The organism is Paenibacillus harenae, from assembly GCF_030812415.1.
GTDB classification, from domain to species: Bacteria; Bacillota; Bacilli; order Paenibacillales; family Paenibacillaceae; genus Pristimantibacillus; species Pristimantibacillus harenae_A.
Genome location: NZ_JAUSST010000006.1, coordinates 375,057 through 393,381, shown reverse-complemented (window position 1 = coordinate 393,381; position 18,325 = coordinate 375,057). Strand labels below are relative to the sequence as shown.

The following is an 18,325-nucleotide window of genomic DNA, read 5'->3' as shown; positions in this document are numbered from 1 at the left end:
AAGCGCGGCAGCCTGAGGCGGAATCAATCCGCAGAGGCTGCCGCGCTTTTATTTTGCCTGCTTCCGATTATTGCACGCTAAAGGTAGCATCGCTCTTCTCGGTCGCTGTCGAGATTGAGTCAATTCTCAAGTTATAGCTGGAATGCCTAATGTACCGGGTAGGAAAGTTGTAGGATTGGAACGAAAACTTGCCGCTGTCCGCAAGCCCCGCTACTTTGTAGAACGTTGCGTCGGCAGCGAAGGCGCCTCCCGTGTTCGTCTGCGCAACCAACGCATAGTTATAGTGTCTTAAGAAAATCCCGGGATTGCTTTTCAATTGGAAGGAAACGCCCGCAGGGTCTGCCAAGCCGGGAACCATGATCCACTCGGAATTCGCGAGAGTCGGATTTTCCACAATCTTGGCGTTGCCGGCGTCATTGGCGATATATCTCGTCGGGAAGTTATGCGACGTCCATCTCGTCGTCACCGCAGCAGTCGCTGGAGTGCCATATATCTTGGCCTCCCAAAGTCTTGGCGTATACCAGTTGCCGGGGTTATTCCACAGATCGGCGTTCACCATATTAATCCGTACATACCGTGCCGTTGCATAGAGCGAATCCGTAGTAAAGCCGTAAGTCGTATTGCTCGTGCGATCAAGCGCTACCGTCCAATTCACATTGTCGAGGCTCGTCTCGATCTTGTATTGGTAGAAGCCTTCGGAGCCGTTCATCATCCACCAGGAAAGATTAACCGTCTTGATCGTATAGTTCGATCCGAGGTCAACCTGCCACCAGTGCGGCCATGTTACGCTTGTGCCGACCCATTCCGTCTGGTAATTGCCGTCATTCGCATAGCTTGCCGGATTGGTGCCTAATGCGGACTGGGCCGTTGCCGGCTTGCCTTGGGAGATGAGCGTGCCGTTGGATACGCCGGATACGGCCCCCGTAGCGGTATCTATGCTGATTTTCTCGTAATAATCCATCGAGGCCGTCGTACCGTTCAACGTCAGAGGAAGCCACACGTATCTGGAATCGCCTAGGGCGCTTGGATTCCAGCGATCTCCCACATAGATGTAGGAGGTCGTGCCGCTGCCCTGCACCGTTAGGATAAAGGCCGATTGAGAATAGAAGGTGGAGGAGTTGCCTATCGGCTGCAGCGCCGACCAAGGTCCGTTCAGACTCGTAGCCGTCGAATATTTCGCTTGGTTCGGATACCAGCCCGACGCGCCGGAAGTAATCAAGTAATAGATGGAGCCTTTCTTCACGATCGCCGGCGCTTCCCTGTGGTCGCCCTCGTATATCATATTCATCTCGGAGTCAATCGCCAAGTAGTCGGAGGTCAGCTTGTAAATTCTGAGATTGTAGTTGTTGTCGGAAGAGGAGATAAGGTAGGCTGTGCCGTCCGTATCCTTGAAGATCGTCATATCTCTGGACTGCATGCCGTTCGGTTGGAAGCTGCCATGGTAGGTGAACGGTCCAGTCGGCGATGAGGATGACGCAACCGCTACCCGTGCAAGCGAATAGTCCGTTCCGTTCTCGTAATGTCCCCACAGAACGTATTTGCCGGTCGCCACGTTATAGATCACTTTAGGACGTTCGATCTTGGAGCTGGCAAGCTCCGGGGCGGATGCCGTAGTGAGAGCATTGCTTTGGAATGTCCAATTCTTCAGGTCGGTCGAGGAATAGATCGCAACAGCCTTGAGATTAGCACTGTTGTGGATCTTATCCTCGCCATACCAATAATAAGTCGATCCGACCTGAAGAATCGAGCCGGCATGCGCTTGCAGCGAAGCGCCGCTCGTGTCCTTCCAAGGCGTTCCGTTTGTAATGGTTTGCGCTGCAGCTTCAGTGGAGATCGTGCCAAAGTTAAAGATACTAGCAGCAAAAGCGAGGGTTAACAATAATTTGAACACCTTACTCACAACAAATCATCTCCTCTTGGTTTGTAACTGACTCAGCATCAATAGCCGAAGACTTATGTAAGCGTCTTCAAAAATAGCGACACTCCTTTCTTCCCATATTTGTGCAAGCGATTCCTTACATCTATATAGCTACCATAAGCGCGCAAGCAATAACAGTGAACAATCCATGTATCCATGAACAAATCGTAAAACGCCGGGTTGAACAAATCCTATTGCGTTGTAAAAAGCGCAACGGCGTGTGAGGATGGTGTAGTTGACCCATAAAATAAGGGCTGCCCCCAGGTTCATAACCTTATGGGACAGCCCTTCAACTTGATTAATTGCTATTATTGAATACCTGCTTCAGTGAGATAAGCCAGCCATTGCTTCTTGTAGCCCTCTTGAATTTTCTCAAGACCGGCTTGCTTCGCTTTCTCCATGAAAGTATTCAATCCTGCTTCCACGTCTGCCACTTGACCGGCCATCAGAGGGAACAGATATTGTTTCTCCACTTGCTCAAGAGCCGCTCTCTCTGCTTGATATTCCGTGTAGTCTTCTGCAAAGCCAGTGTAAATATCCGGTACTTGAATTTTGTCCAGCTCGTCAAAAATCGCTTTCACGCCGTCATAGCTTGGCTCGAACAACATGAATTCCGGATTACGCCATGCCCAGCCTTGCATGCCTTCACGAGGGAAGCCGTTCGTATTCGCGTCGCCAACCATTTTGTAGTGGCCGTCTTCTACCGTATAGTTTGTACCTTCGAAGCCATATTGCGTAAGCAAGTTATAACGTTTGTCCGTTACGAGCTTCTCGTAGAACGCAAGCGCTCGCTCCGCGTTGTCGCTGCTCTTCGGAACGGCAAAGCCATTGTGGATCGGGTGAACCGGCGTCGCGTAGCCGTTCGTGCGGCCGTAAGGCGTGTAGCCCAGCTCCCAATCCGGATGAAGCGACTTCATTTGGCTCATCGTATTGTTATAACGAGTCGGGTTGTCGCCGATCATAGCGGCTGCCGTTCCGTTAGTCAGCTTGTCTTGGTTCGTATCTTTTTCGTTCAGCTCGTTTTTGGAGAAGTAGCCTTTGTCCGCCCAGCTTTTGAATCGTTTCAAATCTTCCAGATGCTCAGGCGAGCCCCAATATGCCGTAACTTCGCCCGGTTTTTGGTACGTAGCGAATACGCCGTAAGGCATAGGACCGACGATTTTGCGCTCAAAGTCCAGATAGGAATCGGACAACGTCTGGTCGATCGCACCGCCGAGCGCTAATGGCTGCATCGAAGGCTCGTTTTGCTTAATGCCTTCCATATAAGCCTCGAAAGTCTCGATATTTACAGGAGTCGGAAGGTCGTATTTTTTACGCAGATCCTCGCGCCACACGAAGCCGTTGGTTACGTATTCTTTGTAAGTAGCTGGGACTGTGTAGATTTTACCGTCGATGCGAACCGCATCCCACATATCCTTCGGCACGAACGAGTTAAGCGCCGGAGCCGCTGTTGGAAGCAATGGTTCAAGATCCAGGAATGCGCCCTTCTTCGCGTATTGCTGATATTGCGTCCATTCCGCCGTGAAGATCAAGTCGACGTCTTGGCCTGTGGAGAGCAGCAGCTTGTACTTCTGATCCCAGTCCGTCCAAGTCGTGAAGTTGAACTTAACGGTCGCGTTCAAATCTTCTAGCGCCATTTTATTAATCTCTGCTTCGACCTTAGGCAAGTCCTTCGGCGCGTTGCCGAGCATGTAGAACTGCAGTTCCACCTTCTTGGATGTGTCGATGCCCGTTTTTTCGCCGCCCTCTGTGGCTGCCTCTGTCGGACTTGGATTGTTCGTAGCTGCATTGCCATTGTTGTTGCCGTTGCTGCTGCAAGCGGCCATTGTTGATAGGAGCAATACAGATGAAAGCATAATGCCTGCCGCTTTTTTCGATTTTCCTAACATGTGAATCCTCCCTTTTCATGTGTACTATCTATGTTAGCCGATATTTGGCGACCCAAACAACGGTTCTAACCTAACCTTTGACCGCGCCAATCGTTAAGCCTTTGACGAAGTAACGCTGGATGAACGGATACAGCAGCAAGATCGGTCCCGTAACGACGATAGCCATGGCCATCTTCATCGATTCGGTCGGAACGCCGTCCGCCAACACGATGCCCGCGCCCGCTCCAATGTTGCTCAAGAATGCGGAAGTATTGATGATGTTATATAAGTAGAATTGAAGCTGGTAATTCGCTGCGTCGTTAATGTACATCGCCGACGAGAACCAGTCGTTCCAATAGTGAAGCGCAAGAAACAAGCCTACGGTTGCCAGTCCAGGAATTGCGAGCGGCAATACGATTCGGTAATAGATCAAGAAGTCGTTGGCCCCGTCGATCTTGGCCGATTCGACGACCTCGTCCGGCACGGCGGAGCTAATGAAGCTCCTCATAAGGATGATGAGGAACGGCGTCATTAACGACGGCCAAATGAGCGCGGACATCTTATTCGTGAAATCCAAGTAGTTGGTAATCAGCATATAGTAAGGAACGAGTCCTCCGCCGAACAAGGTCGTGAAGTAGATCAGGAACGAGAACAGGTTGCGGTACTTGAAGTCTTTGCGCTGAAGTACATAACCCGCCATTGTCATCAGCAGTAAGCCCAGCGACGTACCTACAATCGTCACGAATGTCGTCACGCCGTAAGCGCGGAACAGCTCGTCCGGTACCTGGAAGATGACTTTATAGCCCTCGAGCGAGAAGTCCGTCGGGAAGATGCTGTAGCCATTTTGCAGAATAGACGCATTGCTCGAAAGCGATGCCGACACGATAAGGATGAACGGCAGAATACATAAGATGCTGCCCACGATAACGACTGTATAGGCGATTAACCGAAACCACTTGGTGGCGCCGTCTTCTCTGATTTTCATATAGGCTCCCTCCTAGAACAGTGCATAATCTTTGTTGATTTTACGGATGATGGTGTTAACGACCATGATGAGCGTGAATCCGAAGATCGATTGGTACACGCCGGCCGCTGTCGCCATGCCCATGTCGAACGTTACGCGCAAGGAGCGGTATACATAGGTATCCAGAATATCCGTTGTGCTGAACAACAGGCCGTTATTGCCGACCATTTGGTAGAAGAGGTCGAATTGGCCTTTCATGATGCTTCCTAGGGCGAACAGCAGCAATATCGCGAATGTGTTCTTCAGCATCGGAACGGTAATATGCCAAGCGCGCTCAAAAATGTTCGCTCCGTCGATCTTCGCGGCTTCATAATATTCTTCGCTGATTCCCGTAATGGATGCTAAGTAGATAACCATGCTGTAACCGAAGTTCTTCCATAAGAAGAATAGGATAATGAAGACAATCCACAGCTTCGGCTTGCTGTATACATCAACCGGCTCTCCTCCAAGCTGCTGAAGCACCGTGTTCAGTACCCCTTGCTCGTAGTTGAATAGGTTAAATACGATAACGCTCAGAATAACGAACGATACGAAGTAAGGAAGGAACAGAGCAGACTGCGTAATCTTCTTGAACCATTTCCCTTTAACCTCACTAAGCAATACCGCAACGGCTATCGATAAGAAGTTAACTAATAAGATGAAAGCGACGTTGTATCCGACCGTATTGATCGTAAGCTCGGTCAGCTTGCCTGACTTCCATAGAAACTCGAAGTTTTTCAGCCCGACGAAGTCCATCTGGAAGAGGCTCGTATTGAAGTCGAATTGTACGAACGCGTAGTAGATCCCGATCATCGGCAGATAGTTGTTGATGAGAAAGTACAGCAGCGTCGGTACCAACATAAGAAACAATATCCGGTTGGTGTATAGCTCCCGCAAAACTCCCTTTTTCTTTAACATGCTTGTTTACTCCCTCCTACTGTTAGTGAAGCTTGTGTCTGTACTTGCGTGCTTAACTTGCGTCATTCACTTGCGTGCCTTTCTTGTGCGCCGTCCGACTGTGCATCGTGCCGCCGTACTGGCCTTGAGACCTACTATAGTTGACCGACAAAGTTCTACATAGTGAAAATCCGCTTCACTGCTGAACAAATCGCAGTTATGGACAGTGAACGAATCTGACATTTCTGCACAATAGCAGCTTTGTGCACCATAATCGGCACAGAAAAAAACAGGCCTTCGAATTGTTCATCTGATTCGAGAGCCTGTTCATAGTCAGTGCCTATGCTGTTTTCTCTTAATGAAAAGTATAAACGTAAATCAATAGCCACCCTTTGATCCCTACTGGATTATCTCTCTGCATGTATTTCTCCCCCCTTTTGCTTGAACATCGATCAATATTCTTAATCGGTATTCCTTACTCTTAAACAAAATGAAATATCACGCAATTTCAGGTGTTTCTTCTCCTTCACATAACGTTTCAATAGCTTCATACCCACTATTACCAATCAACGTTAAAAAGTCATCGAACGCACCATAGACCTTTCCTGAAAAGGGCATCATTAGTAAAAGTGTTCACTATAAGCCTCTCCTATGACTACCACACTTTCATCAATCCGTTCTTCATACGTTTCTACGCGCTCCTTATTTATATGCTCAATGGCACGTACAGGGTCTAAATGAAAGCTATCCAACACATTTGCCATTCGAAATGCAGGATGCGTCACTCTAAGTCCACCAAAGGATGATAAAAACCCTAACACTTTCTCATTAGGATCGTAACTCTCGATTTCGTAACCTTTCTTATATAAAAGAGTGTCTATTCTCCGTATAGGTGTCCAGCCTGACTTTTCTAATAAATCTTGTGTATGCTGACTGAGTTCCAAAAGTTTCACCTCCTTCTTCATCACTTTTACACATCAAAATAGAGTACTCCGTTTCTCAAGTCCATATGAAACTCACCTACAAAATGGCTTGATTTTATATAACTGTTGAACTCTTCACTGTATGCCCACTGTTGTATATCGCCACTGGATATTTTAGATTCAAACGCGGGATTCCAATCAGGAGTCAAATGCCATGTAAAAGACTTCTTAAATTTTTCCATTCCGCCAACAGTTGGATATATATAACCTTTCATCCAATACGAAGTCGGCCCGAAGTCTCCACCGTATGTATCAGCCGCCCAATAACTGTCATTAATTTCGCCGATATTAGGGAACCTGCTGACTAATGGCTCAATATCCGTTTTATATTCGATAGATTTATCATTTGAGTGATTTGTTAAAACTAAAATGCTCGTAGCAGCTATAACGATAATTAAGCAGAAGCAAATAATCATATATTTTTTCAACTTCTTGTTGCTCCTTCCTCATAACTGCTAAATGAAGTCTCTTATTTTATTATCGAACCATTAATGACCAACAGTAAGCTCTCGGATAACGTCGTTGTAAAAAAAAGAAAACCACATGGAGTTGTTACACTCGCATGTGGCTATCTATCCGGGTTGTTCCCGCTTTTTCTCGGTAGCAAATCCTCAAAGTCGCATGAAGCTACCGCCTTTATATCCAGCCACCCATAACGCTTCAAGCAGCAAATCGATCTGTGATATGTATTCGTTAACCTTGTTTACCATCAATTGCAAGCAGCAGAACAGCGGCGGCAAGACCCAGACGGCGATCCAACTGATTAGCAGTATCCAGTGAAAAATCGACATTCAGCTTACCGACAAACGGGTTGAAATTCTGTTTGAAGACAGTAATCGTCCTGTTGTTTATTTCCACGCTGAAGCTTTGTGGAATTAGGTTGGTCAGGAACCTTCTGAGCAGCGCCAACAAACTGTTGTCCTCTTTGATCAGCCCGATCTCCGATTCACTTGGATTCAGAATCACCCACTCATCCTTGAGAATCGACTTCATCCCTTTGCGGCGCAGAGAACCGAGCCTCTCTCCGGTCACAGCATCAACTACATCATACGTCGCCGAGAAATCGATAACGCTGCGCGCTTGAATGGTGACTAACTCCTTACTCATCGTTTCATCGCTGTAAAGCCGAATGTCCTCTTTCAGCTTAAAGGCTTTCATCTGCGAAAACAAAACCAATTGGCCGCTGTTGTCGTAAATATGAAACTTTCCTCCCACAATCGAAAGGATTTTTTTTCTAACCAAATATTGCGATTGACCCAAGTTCGGATTCATTGCTTAGCCTCCACTTTCTCTGCATCCTACATTTTAAACTCATTAAATACTAGCATCTTTAACGGTAGATTTATGTCAAATAATTAGAAAAAGCTGTCACCTGTCCATCCTATAAACGTAAGCGTCACACGTCACTTGGAGGAAGATTTTGAAAATTGTACTTCCATATTAAACCTGCACTGGGTAGCCCCACCGAAAAACATGAAACTATCCAATCCATAAAATGATATCATCTGTTTTTCTTAATTCTATTCCATTCTGAATCCCATAAATTTACAGACAGTTAAGGGCCGGTCAATCCGCCATGGCGGGATCCCGGCTCTTTCTACCTTCAGTTGCTCTTCAATAACTGATAAATGACTTGCGCGCCTTCGGCACGGGTCAGCACTTGCTTCGGCGCAAACCGATCATTGTCCTGACCTCTCACGAAGCCTATTGCCGATGCGGCATCGATGTAAGGCAGTGCCCAAGCTGCAACTGCTTTGCGATCCGAATACGCGTAGGAGGAAACAATCTCGGCCTCTTTACCATTCTTATAAGCATATGCCCTTACGACCATAACCGCCATTTCTTCACGGGTAATCGGATCGTTCGGCGCAAATATCGTCGCGCTCCGTCCAACAATAATTCCCGCTTCATTGACCGCGGCGATAGCGCCGGCAGCGGCATTGTCGCGATCGACATCGGCGAACACCGCCGTATCGGCCGATGTTAATTGGAGCGTACGCGCGATTAGCGTCGCGAATTCCGCCCGAGTCATCTGCTGCTTCGGTGCGAATGCGGCGTCGCTTATCCCACTTATAATCTGCTTCGCGGCAAGTTCTTTGATGACGTTGGAAGCCCAGTGATGTGCGGGTACATCATCAAAGTTCTTGTCGTATTCCAACGCGGCATATGTGCTGAAATGACGAAGCTCGGCAACGAGTTCCCCATCAATCAACTGACCGCCTACATACTCCAGCTTGCCGTCGTCCGCAACGTAATAGACGCCGAGCAGAGCGGGATTGGCATCCGGGCGAACCTTTAGACGAAGAGTGATAGGTTGATCGAACTGACTGAGCGTTGTTTCTTTACCGTCTGCGGTAATCACGGAAAGCTTGAACTCATAAACGTCCCCGGCCGCTTTCAAATTCAAATTAGCCTGATTTGAATTCTTATTCAAAAGCTGTTCCGTATCCGATTCGGATACGCGGTTGATGGCAAATGAGATTTGCGCTCCAGCCAGTTTATCGGCCGGCACCATGCTTTGCAGCTTCTTCAGCACGGCTTCCGGTATTGCAACGGACATCTTATCATTATTTAATTCAAGCTTACGATCTCCTATGATTTCAACGGCTTGGGCCGGTAGAAGCACTTGCTTTGTACCGTTCGCGATATCAACGGTTACTTTATCTTTCGTTCCGTTCTTTAAGCTTTCGCCGTTCACGATCACTTGATCCGGATTGCTAGACGGAGTCGGCACCGGCGGTTCCGGCGTAACCGACGGTTTCTGCGTTGCCGTTGGTTCCGGCGTTGCCGACGGTTTCGGCGTTGCTGACGGTTTCGGTGTTGCCGACGGAACGGCAGACGGGTCGCCAATGGTTAGATTGCGAAAATAAACGCTATTCACATCGTCGATGTCGCCTTCTACGGGAGGCGGATAACCGTTACCGAAAAAGCCAGCTTTGACGCTAGCGGTGTAAACGCCATCCGGCGGCAACATGATTTCGTCGCCCGAACTGGTAGCTGACAGCTTTACGATATATTCATGATCCTGGATAAGCAAGTTACTGTACAAGAAATTAAACGTAAGCAATCCGTCTTCTCCAAGCGAAAAATGAGTGATGTTTACAATCGAATTTGCCGTTACGTCTACAACCTCAAAGTCACTTATCTGCACAACGCCCGAATCGCTATTAAAGGTCGTGCTTGAGGAGTTATTAAATGGAAGTTGAATAACAACTCCCTCTCCTTCCCTGTTGCCCATCTTCGATGGGGTAAAACTGATAATATCAGAACCAGCGGGCAAATAGGTAGATGCCGTTACTGTATTCAGCAAGAGATTCCCAGGCATGCGATACGAACCAAGATCGAGCGACAAGTCGGATTGGTAGCTGTATGAATTGGGTCTATCGGAATCCCAAACCAGATCCAACGTATATGTCGAGCCTTCCAATTCGACTGTTAGGCTCAATGGCGCTTGCACCATGTTGCTATCCGCGAAATAATAGCGGAGGACACTATACTGCGTATTGTTGTCGTCATAAAGCGGTTCACCATAACTTTTCGTCGTAATCAGCGTAACGGAATTGTCGCTATTATTCGCACGGACCGAAACACTCGCAGGATCTTTTGTATATACGTATCCATCTATTACGGGTTCGTATTCATACGGTCCTATGGGCTGATATTTAAAATACATCACTGTAGTCGCCGCGAATGAAGCGCCTGGCATGAGCACCGAAATTACAATCGAGAATACCAACATCATACTTATTTTTCGGATTAGCTTGGACTTCATATCTTGTTCACTCTCCAATGGTTTCTTCTAAGTTATTGCTATAAACCATAACCCGTCGATATTCTTCTCCGCACACTCTCCTTATGGACCGATAGCAGCAAAAAGCCGCATCCCTAAAAAGGATGCGGCTTATATTCGCATCACTTCGGCGGTCTGGCGATCCAACGTGGGACCCATGACTTTGCGCGCACGCCTTGCGACGTGGTTGCCTTTATCGGTAATCGAAAAATAGGAAATATTAACTATGACTACCATACCATCGGTTGGTAGTTTGTTCAAACCATTTATACCCAAATTATTATTTTGTTATAGAATTTTTATAACGAGTACACGAGGGGCAGGTGTCGGATTTTATTTTCTATGCGCATCCCACTCGTATCTCGTATTTGCTGCGGCCGTCCGTCAACAGGTTGCCGGCGTCGTCATACGTATAATCGTATTCCTCTTAACGAATCGCATTCTCCGATGGATAAGCTGATTACGTGCGTTATACGTATAATTCGTGCCGATGATCGTATACCCTTTGCCGACTTCGCGAATTCGTTCAAAAAGCTTCGTCTGCTCGCCCGGCGGCAGGTTGACTTCGCCGTTGACGATGTTGTCGATCGCTGCAAGTAGATGCTCGATTTTACCTGTTTCAAACATCGTGGCTACTTCAACGCTTGCTCCCTCAGAGTCAGCGAAAGCAGCGCCAAGCTTTTTACCGTTTTCCTTTCTTTCCAGTGATTTCAGCCCGCCAAGACCAATTCGGCGATCGACAATGTCATAAAAAAGAAACCTTGAAAGGCATAGCCAATCAAGATCAAGGGCGTTATACGTATAATTCGTGCCGATGACCGTATACCCTTTGCCCACTTCGCGAATCCGTTCAAATAGCTTTGTCTGCTCGCCCGGCGGCAGATTGACTTCGCCGTTGACGATATTGTCGATAGCGGCTGGCAGAATAATTATTCAATTATCAAAAAATGGCCTTGAGGATTTCCCACCCTCAAGGCCAATAGATACCACCAGTCACAAACAAGTTGTATACTTCTTCTCGCAGTAGGTATAAACATGAGATTTTCTTATCTATTCACTTATGACATCAAAATAGATCACTCCATTTCTCAAGTCCATATGAAATTCACCTACAAAATCGCTCGATTTTATTGCCGAAGAGTCTGGTTGGAAAAGCGATTGCTTACAGCCTGAATCAGTGCTCGAGATCGATAATAATCGCAGTGAGCGCTCGATCAAGCCATTCGTAATCGGAGAAAGAACTGGTTATTTGCGAATACGCCTCGCGGCGCGAAGGCAAGTGCGGCGATCTACAGCGTCATCGAGACGGCGAAGGAAAACGGACTTCTTCCATTTCAATATTTAAAGTACCTGTTCGAGCAGCTTCCACAGCTTCCGGATTCACAAAATCCAGAGGCGCTCGAGCCTTATTTGCCATAGTCATCTATGCTTCCGATTACTTGTCGCGTTATGGGATAGGTATCGCAAAACTTTTGGTCTTAGATGGAGATGGAGCTAGTTGTACGTGATGGAAGCTTACATAAAAAGAAGATCCCCCTACCCAGCCAATTTGGCAAGGTGTTTGGTGATCTTCTTCGTTTTAGTGCCTATTCTACGACTTGCTTCCGAGAAACCGGGAGTATATAACCAGCGATCTACTTCTTGGACAGCCAGACGTCCTTACAATTCGGCTAGATATATATGTTTGTCGATTTCGGTTATGGATATAAGTTCGAAGATGTTATCCCTTCTCATCCATCTTACTCGTCTACATGCAGAACGGCCTTTCCGGTATACTGCCGTTCCATCAACCGGGCAGCGATTGATTGAATCTCTTTCCATGATGCTTCCACTTCAATTCGGGGAAGAAGTCTTCCTTCTGCGACCAACTGTGCAAGAAGACGCAAATCATCGGCGCCCGAATAGCGGTTCAATTCCTCCAGTAGAAACAGCCCATACAAAGTAGTCCCTCCCTTATGGATTAAATCTCTAACATCAATGGAAGCGTAAGGAGAGTTGGTATATCCCATCGTCACGCAGATTCCTCCAGACACCAGCGTCGAAAGAAGACCCGCCAGCATGTCACCTCCCACCGTGTCCAAGATCAGTTGAAATGGTCCGAGCCCTCTTGCAGCCGAATAGGATTCTCCCACAATCACTTCGCTCGCTCCGGCATCACGAACCAATTCGGCCCTCTTCTCCGTTCTGGCCGTTCCGACGACATATGCTCCCGCCATAGTGGCAAGCTGATGAGCGAACTGACCAACGCCACCGGTCGAACCTGTAATCAATACCCGCTTATGCAGCAGAAGTCCCCCTTTACGGAGAGCATACAGCGCACTTAACCCCGCAACCGGCAATGTGACTGCTTGAGCAAACGTAACTGTCTCCGGAATTTCGCTTAGCCAAGAAGTTCTGGCCGCAACCTGTTCGGCCCAAGCGCCAATGGGGAGCAGACCGACAACGCGGCTTCCTTTTTTCGGACCGGTTCCGTCTTGCGCAGGCTTCAATACAACCCCGGCAAAATCCCAACCGGGCTTTGTAACTTCTTCCCCGTTTAGCGCGTCTCTCACTTCCCCGCGGTTTAAGGAGATAGCTTTGACTTGAACGATTGCTTCCGATGGGGCAGGTGGAGGCATCTCCACTTCCCTAAATGTAAACCGCCCGAAAACAAGCGGGTCAGATACAATAGCACGCACCATCTCTATCTCCTCCAGATCCTATTTATAATTAAGTCCCGGGTTTGACCGGCTTCTTATAGGGGAAGTATAATATGTCGACAACTTCTGACCAAGTGCAAAACTACACCTGTTTAATATTGTCCTTCTGGAGAGGAGATGGAAATATGGACTTTCACTTGGATCTTCGTTCGGAAGCTAAAGTGTTAAAAACGCTTCTTGGAGAAATCGAAACGATCCGAACAAGCCGCTGGCACAAGTACCGGGAACAATCCCATCCCATGCTAAAACGTTTTACTCAACAAGAACTGAACGACGAGGCATGCGCAACTTATAAAAACTTGCTGACTAACCGTTCGCGACGTCTGCCGAGCAGGGAAACCGTTCTTGCGATTTCCAACTATCTAGAATGTACATCTTCGGAGAGCAACGACTTGCTTCTTGCTGCCGGGTATGTTCCGGAGCATCGCGAGCTTGAAGGGCGCTCGCTGAAGCTCGCGTTGGAACAGTCTCATCTGATTATGAACGCGCTCCCTCTACCGGCGATTATCGCTACCCATAAATTCGAAATCGTTGAAGCGAATAAAGCCTTCGGCCTTTTATATGGGATACCGGTTAAAGAACTTCCCCCTCAGCGCAGGAGTATGATCCATCTCCATTTTAATTCCGAATATCCGATCCGTTCACGTTCTACTTTCGATGCCGCTGCATTTCAACAATGGGAATCGCATGCGGTATATGGTATCCAGACCTTCAAACAGAATAATAAGTATTGCCGTTATGATGCATGGTACCGTAATTTGATCCGGCAATTTAATGAGCTTAACGATTTTAAAACGTATTGGAGCCGGGAAGTAACAGATTCCGAAAGCGATATATCGCAATCAAAGGTCGTGATGGCCCGGATGGGTGAAGGAACCGAATGGATGCCGATTCGTCTCCGACAAATCCATATATCCGTCAGCAGCCGCATGTACCCCCGAATCGAAGCTTTTCTGCCCGAGGATGAGCCTGCCCGAAATTTATTTACCTGGTTGGGATGCCCTGTCGAAGGAATTCTTCATGACAAGTTGAAAAATTACGTCTGAGCGCCTGTTTGGGGTTTTACTGGCTGAGGACATCTGTCCTTTCCCAAGTACCTGAATTTATTATTTAATAATGGTTAAGTCCAAATGAAGGAGAGTGAAAACTTGAGAGGGAGTATATTTGCTTTTTTAGGAGGAGCCTTCATTACATTGCAAGGAGTAGCCAATTCCCGGATTAGTCAGGATATTGGCACTTGGCAAGCGGCGGCGATTACCCAATTAACCGGATTTATAGTGGCCTTACTTATCCTGATGTTCGTCCGAGATGGAAATTGGCAAGGCTTTAAGCAAGTGAAGCCATTATATCTAACCGGCGGTGCTTTAGCTGCGGTCATTATCTTCAGTAATGTCACGGCTATTCAGCGGATCGGTGTTACCTTTACAATATCTGCTCTGCTGATCGCCCAGCTGTGTCTGACTTATTTAATCGATAGTAACGGTTGGTTCGGCGTAGTTAAGCGGAAGATGAGGCTGCCGCAGTTTATCGGTATCGGAATGATGATAGCCGGTGTGGTGATATTAAAATTTTAATTGATTGTACATTCCGGAATTTTCAGGCGAAAGGATGGAGGTTAAACCAAGTAATGAAAGAAATTAAAGATTCTGAGCAATTGAGTCGTTATTTGCATGCTCATCAAATGGAATCTATATTTAATGAATCATTAAAACCGCATTTGTCGCTATACATCTTTGATCAAGGTGAACTTATCTGTTCCCAAGGGGAACCTTTACAGTATCTGTATGTGCTTGTAAAGGGGAAGATTAAGATCTATACCACCTCGGTAGAAGGCAGGACGCTTGTTATTTCTTTTAAAACACCGCTTGAGGTCATCGGGGACATTGAATATATACGGGGTATCGACACGATCAATACGGTTGAAGCGGTATCGCCTGTCTGTATGATCGGTGTTCATTGTCGGTGGTTGAAAAAATATGGCAGCGATTATTCCCCGCTGCTGCAATTTTTATTAGAAATCATTACAAAAAAGTTTTTTATTAAATCCAATTCCATGAGTTTCAATTTGATGTATCCGGTGGAAGTAAGATTGGCAAGTTATCTGCTGTCTGTATCCTTTGATGAATCTGATTCTTTATTTAGAGGACAATTAAGCACATCCAGTCTAACGGATGCAGCGAACTTAATTGGAACCAGCTACAGACATCTGAATCGGGTCATCCAAAAGTTCTGTAAAGAAGGTCTGATTGAGCGAAACAAAGACTTCATCCTTGTTAAGGACAGGGAAGGATTAAGTGCGTTGGCAAATCACAATATCTACAAATAAACTTATTCTTCATGCAGCAGGCAAACCGTGCTATACCGATTATGAATCGGAGTAAAATCAGCAGGTAAGGGAGAAAAGCTTATGATTTCAGGACTAATAATGGCGCTTATCGCGGGTTCACTGGTCGGCTTGCAAAATATTTTCAACAGTAAGGTGAATGAACATGCGGGATCTTGGGCAACAACAACCTTAGTATTGGGGATGGGATTCTCAGCTTCATTGACTATCGGTTTAATTTTTACAGGAAAACAGATGTTCTCCTTTCAAAACATGCAGCCCTGGTATTGGATCAGCGGTTTGATCGGAGTAGGAGTCGTCATTTGCCTGGTACAAGGGATAAGGCTGCTGGGTCCCACCTTCGCCGTCTCTATCGTTCTGATATCCCAGCTAGGGTTTGCTTTATTGTGGGACTCGCTAGGCTGGTTGGGTCTGGACAAGGTTCCTTTTACTTTCAACCAGTTGATAGGTGTGCTGGTCATAGTCGGTGGCATTCTTGTATTTAAATTAAGCGGACGTGAGACCGGAAGTCGACTAAAATGACTTAAAATCAGCAGGCATTTCTCTTGATAGATTCCTCGCAAATCATATGTATGAATTGAAGGGTAGGAAATCACATGAAAATCGAACTAAACCGTCAAGTTCTGCTTATTAATCGTCCGAATGGTGAGCCAAGCGATTCGAACTTCACTATTGTTGAACAACCGTTGAAACGTCCCGGAGAAGGAGAAATGCTAATCCGCATCTTTTTCGCCCTCTATCTGCCTATGACCACTAGAATCAGTATAGCTTAATGGGTTGTTACTTACATACGTATAAAGATTTAACGTAAGAGGGTTCTCAATCTCACCCTCATACGTATCCTCGGAAATAAACCGAGCTAGACGCGGGTCATAGTAGCGAGCTTGCAGGTAATGCGGCGTCCCAGCATGTCATAGGCATATTTCTCGCCAAAACCGTCCGGGAACGTCACTTTCGTCAGCTGTCCGAGCGCATTCCACTCGTATTTGCTCCGACTGTCTGTCAACAGGTTGCCAGCGTCGTCATACGTATAGTCGTATTCCTCGTAACGAATCGCATTTTCGCGATGGATGAGCTGATTACGGGCGTTATACGTATAATTCGTCCCGATGACCGTATACCCTTAGCCGACTTCGCGAATCCGTTCAAATAGCTTCGTCTGCTCGCCCGGCGGCAGGTTAACGTGCGTGATCTTCATGGCTTATTCCTAAAGAATCGTTAGTAAATAACTATAAAATCGAAAAGCTGACATCGGTTAATTACCGAAATCAGCCTTTCAGCAGCCACATATAGGGTCATATTATAGGTAAGTCTGCTATATTCGGCCTCCTTCATGCCTACGGACGAAACGCCAGACAGAAGAAACAAGATCATATCCGACTAACCGCTGCTCAATAGGTGATAAATCATAAAAATCACTGTGAATCATTTCGATGAGTTTAGGATGAGTTCGCCGCAAGGCTTTCGGTTGATGACTAATACCTGACTTACATCCGGATGATTAAGACATTCATGCAGCACTCCCTCACCCACCATTCCCGTTGTGCCTGAAATGATCACTTTCATTTCCGTCCTGTGTTCGCGAAAGTTGGCATGCATAGAAATCCCCCGTTGACCTTATTACGATTATGAATATTAGAGATGGAACACCATCATAAACGTCGTTTCCTCGGGATTCGAGGTAAATAGAATGTCCCCTTTATTTCGATTCATGATCTGCTTGCTTATGGCAAGCCCAAGCCCCGTCCCTTCCTTCTTGCTCGTCACAAAAGGCGTGAAAAGCGAATCTTTCATCGAACTGGGAATTTCCGGTCCGTTGTTGGTAACGGAGATTATATAATTTTCCCCATCAAGCCTGCTGGATACATTAATTTTTCTTCCCCCTTCGATTTGGTACATGGCATCTATGCTATTAATTAAAATATTGGATAAAACCTGTTGAATGGCGATTTTTTGAATATGCAGGGTTGTGTCCCGGATTGAATCAAAAGTAAGCTCGATGTTTTCATCAATGATCCGGGGCTGGATTAATGAAATAACGGTCTCGATGACCGATCTGGATGAAACATCAACAAACGATTCTTCGATTACGTCTTTTTTGGAGAAGCATAAAAAGCCGGTAATATGCATCTGTATATTCTGAAACTCGATTTCGATGATGTCCAAATAGGGAATGAGCTTGTCGTAAGAACGGTTTGATATTTGATGACGGATCATTTTGATAAAACCGAGAACCGAGGTTAACGGGTTTCGTATTTCATGGGCCATGCTTGCAGCCATCTTCCCGATAATTGTCATTCGAGCCTCGTGCAGCTCCGTAATGGTGCTCTCCTTATCTGCCAGGAGACGATCCGTACACTCGTTATAATAAACGAATACGTAGCGTTCGAATTGATCCAGCCGGTGATTGATTTTTCTGACCGCATGCATGGGAATAAGCTGATCGTGCAGCTCCTCCTCAATAAACCGCATCAGCGAATTTCTCCATATGTGGTTGCTGCGGAGCAAGTCGCTGCTTGATATTTTGTTTTCAAAAAGATTTTTATAATAATACGGAACCCGCTTTACATGCTCATGCTCTTCAAAAGGAATATCAGTATCCATCATAAAGGTGAAATAGCTGTGCGCTTCCTGCAAAAAGCTTGTCTCCTCATAAATCTGTAACCCGTTCTCATGAAACTCATGCAGCCAATTATGTATAATTGGATCTCTATTATTTCGTAAAACCGTCATGAATTGTAGTTCATCCATTATTATTAGCTCCTTGAAAGTGTTCTTGTTAGTTTCGATAAATATCGCTCAACTCCTTTTTTTGCAAATAAA

At 46.4% G+C, this 18,325-nt stretch carries 17 protein-coding genes, 1 pseudogene and 1 riboswitch; of the genes and pseudogenes, 5 read left to right on the top strand and 13 right to left on the bottom strand.

Going from position 1 to position 18,325, the window contains the following annotated elements; translation table 11 throughout:
* Positions 1–67: 67 nt before the first annotated feature.
* The 9 genes from J2T14_RS22820 to J2T14_RS22780 all read right to left on the bottom strand — a co-directional run bounded on the left by J2T14_RS22820 (position 68) and on the right by J2T14_RS22780 (position 11,296).
* A complete protein-coding gene (locus J2T14_RS22820) occupies positions 68–1,900 on the bottom strand; it encodes an AbfB domain-containing protein (RefSeq protein WP_307474475.1) in 1,833 nt (610 codons plus the stop codon).
* Positions 1,901–2,226: 326 nt separating this feature from the next.
* The gene (locus tag J2T14_RS22815; protein WP_307205998.1) at positions 2,227–3,807 is read right to left on the bottom strand and encodes an extracellular solute-binding protein; all 1,581 of its coding nucleotides are present in this window, start codon (positions 3,805–3,807) and stop codon (positions 2,227–2,229) included.
* A 70-nt stretch (positions 3,808–3,877) separates the two neighbouring features.
* Positions 3,878–4,771 (bottom strand): carbohydrate ABC transporter permease, encoded by an 894-nt coding sequence (locus tag J2T14_RS22810; RefSeq protein ID WP_307474473.1) that lies wholly within the window; start codon positions 4,769–4,771, stop codon positions 3,878–3,880.
* 12 nt (positions 4,772–4,783) lie between these two features.
* A complete protein-coding gene (locus tag J2T14_RS22805; protein ID WP_307474471.1) occupies positions 4,784–5,707 on the bottom strand; it encodes an ABC transporter permease in 924 nt (307 codons plus the stop codon).
* A 599-nt stretch (positions 5,708–6,306) separates the two neighbouring features.
* Complete coding sequence (locus J2T14_RS22800) at positions 6,307–6,630, bottom strand: SUKH-3 domain-containing protein (RefSeq protein ID WP_307474469.1); 324 nt, start codon at positions 6,628–6,630, stop codon at positions 6,307–6,309.
* A 26-nt stretch (positions 6,631–6,656) separates the two neighbouring features.
* Positions 6,657–7,097 (bottom strand): hypothetical protein, encoded by a 441-nt coding sequence (locus J2T14_RS22795; protein WP_307474467.1) that lies wholly within the window; start codon positions 7,095–7,097, stop codon positions 6,657–6,659.
* Positions 7,098–7,362: 265 nt separating this feature from the next.
* Entirely contained in the window at positions 7,363–7,941 is a 579-nt protein-coding gene (locus J2T14_RS22790) for a hypothetical protein (RefSeq protein ID WP_307206003.1), read from the bottom strand.
* Between the two features lie 331 nt (positions 7,942–8,272).
* Positions 8,273–10,441, bottom strand: coding sequence for an S-layer homology domain-containing protein (locus J2T14_RS22785; protein WP_307474465.1), 2,169 nt, complete (start codon positions 10,439–10,441; stop codon positions 8,273–8,275).
* A 144-nt stretch (positions 10,442–10,585) separates the two neighbouring features.
* Positions 10,586–10,661: riboswitch (cyclic di-GMP riboswitch) on the bottom strand.
* 182 nt (positions 10,662–10,843) lie between these two features.
* Positions 10,844–11,296: a hypothetical protein gene (locus J2T14_RS22780; protein ID WP_307474463.1), complete on the bottom strand. Its 453-nt coding sequence runs from the start codon at positions 11,294–11,296 to the stop codon at positions 10,844–10,846.
* A 293-nt stretch (positions 11,297–11,589) separates the two neighbouring features.
* On the opposite strand from J2T14_RS22780, the pseudogene J2T14_RS22775 reads away from it, so the two are divergent.
* Positions 11,590–11,878 (top strand): annotated as a pseudogene (locus tag J2T14_RS22775) (IS66 family transposase); the annotation flags it as partial.
* A gap of 320 nt (positions 11,879–12,198) precedes the next feature.
* On the opposite strand, the gene J2T14_RS22770 reads toward J2T14_RS22775, so the two are convergent.
* Entirely contained in the window at positions 12,199–13,140 is a 942-nt protein-coding gene (locus J2T14_RS22770) for a zinc-binding dehydrogenase (protein ID WP_307474461.1), read from the bottom strand.
* Between the two features lie 143 nt (positions 13,141–13,283).
* Between J2T14_RS22770 and J2T14_RS22765 the strand changes: the two genes are divergently transcribed.
* From J2T14_RS22765 to J2T14_RS22750, 4 genes are all read left to right on the top strand, one after another.
* Entirely contained in the window at positions 13,284–14,204 is a 921-nt protein-coding gene (locus J2T14_RS22765; protein ID WP_307474459.1) for an MmyB family transcriptional regulator, read from the top strand.
* Between the two features lie 102 nt (positions 14,205–14,306).
* Positions 14,307–14,732 carry a DMT family transporter gene (locus J2T14_RS22760; RefSeq protein ID WP_307474457.1) on the top strand — a complete coding sequence of 142 codons (426 nt, stop codon included), beginning with the start codon at positions 14,307–14,309 and terminating at the stop codon, positions 14,730–14,732.
* 53 nt (positions 14,733–14,785) lie between these two features.
* A complete protein-coding gene (locus J2T14_RS22755; protein WP_307474455.1) occupies positions 14,786–15,484 on the top strand; it encodes a Crp/Fnr family transcriptional regulator in 699 nt (232 codons plus the stop codon).
* An 81-nt stretch (positions 15,485–15,565) separates the two neighbouring features.
* Entirely contained in the window at positions 15,566–16,024 is a 459-nt protein-coding gene (locus tag J2T14_RS22750) for a DMT family transporter (RefSeq protein WP_307474453.1), read from the top strand.
* A gap of 191 nt (positions 16,025–16,215) precedes the next feature.
* On the opposite strand, the gene J2T14_RS22745 is transcribed toward J2T14_RS22750, so the two are convergent.
* The 3 genes from J2T14_RS22745 to J2T14_RS22735 form a co-directional block, all read right to left on the bottom strand.
* Positions 16,216–16,353, bottom strand: coding sequence for a hypothetical protein (locus J2T14_RS22745; protein WP_307474824.1), 138 nt, complete (start codon positions 16,351–16,353; stop codon positions 16,216–16,218).
* A gap of 8 nt (positions 16,354–16,361) precedes the next feature.
* Positions 16,362–16,508 carry an RHS repeat domain-containing protein gene (locus J2T14_RS22740; RefSeq protein WP_307474451.1) on the bottom strand — a complete coding sequence of 49 codons (147 nt, stop codon included), beginning with the start codon at positions 16,506–16,508 and terminating at the stop codon, positions 16,362–16,364.
* Between the two features lie 629 nt (positions 16,509–17,137).
* Entirely contained in the window at positions 17,138–18,253 is a 1,116-nt protein-coding gene (locus J2T14_RS22735; RefSeq protein ID WP_307474449.1) for a sensor histidine kinase, read from the bottom strand.
* Positions 18,254–18,325: the final 72 nt, after the last annotated feature.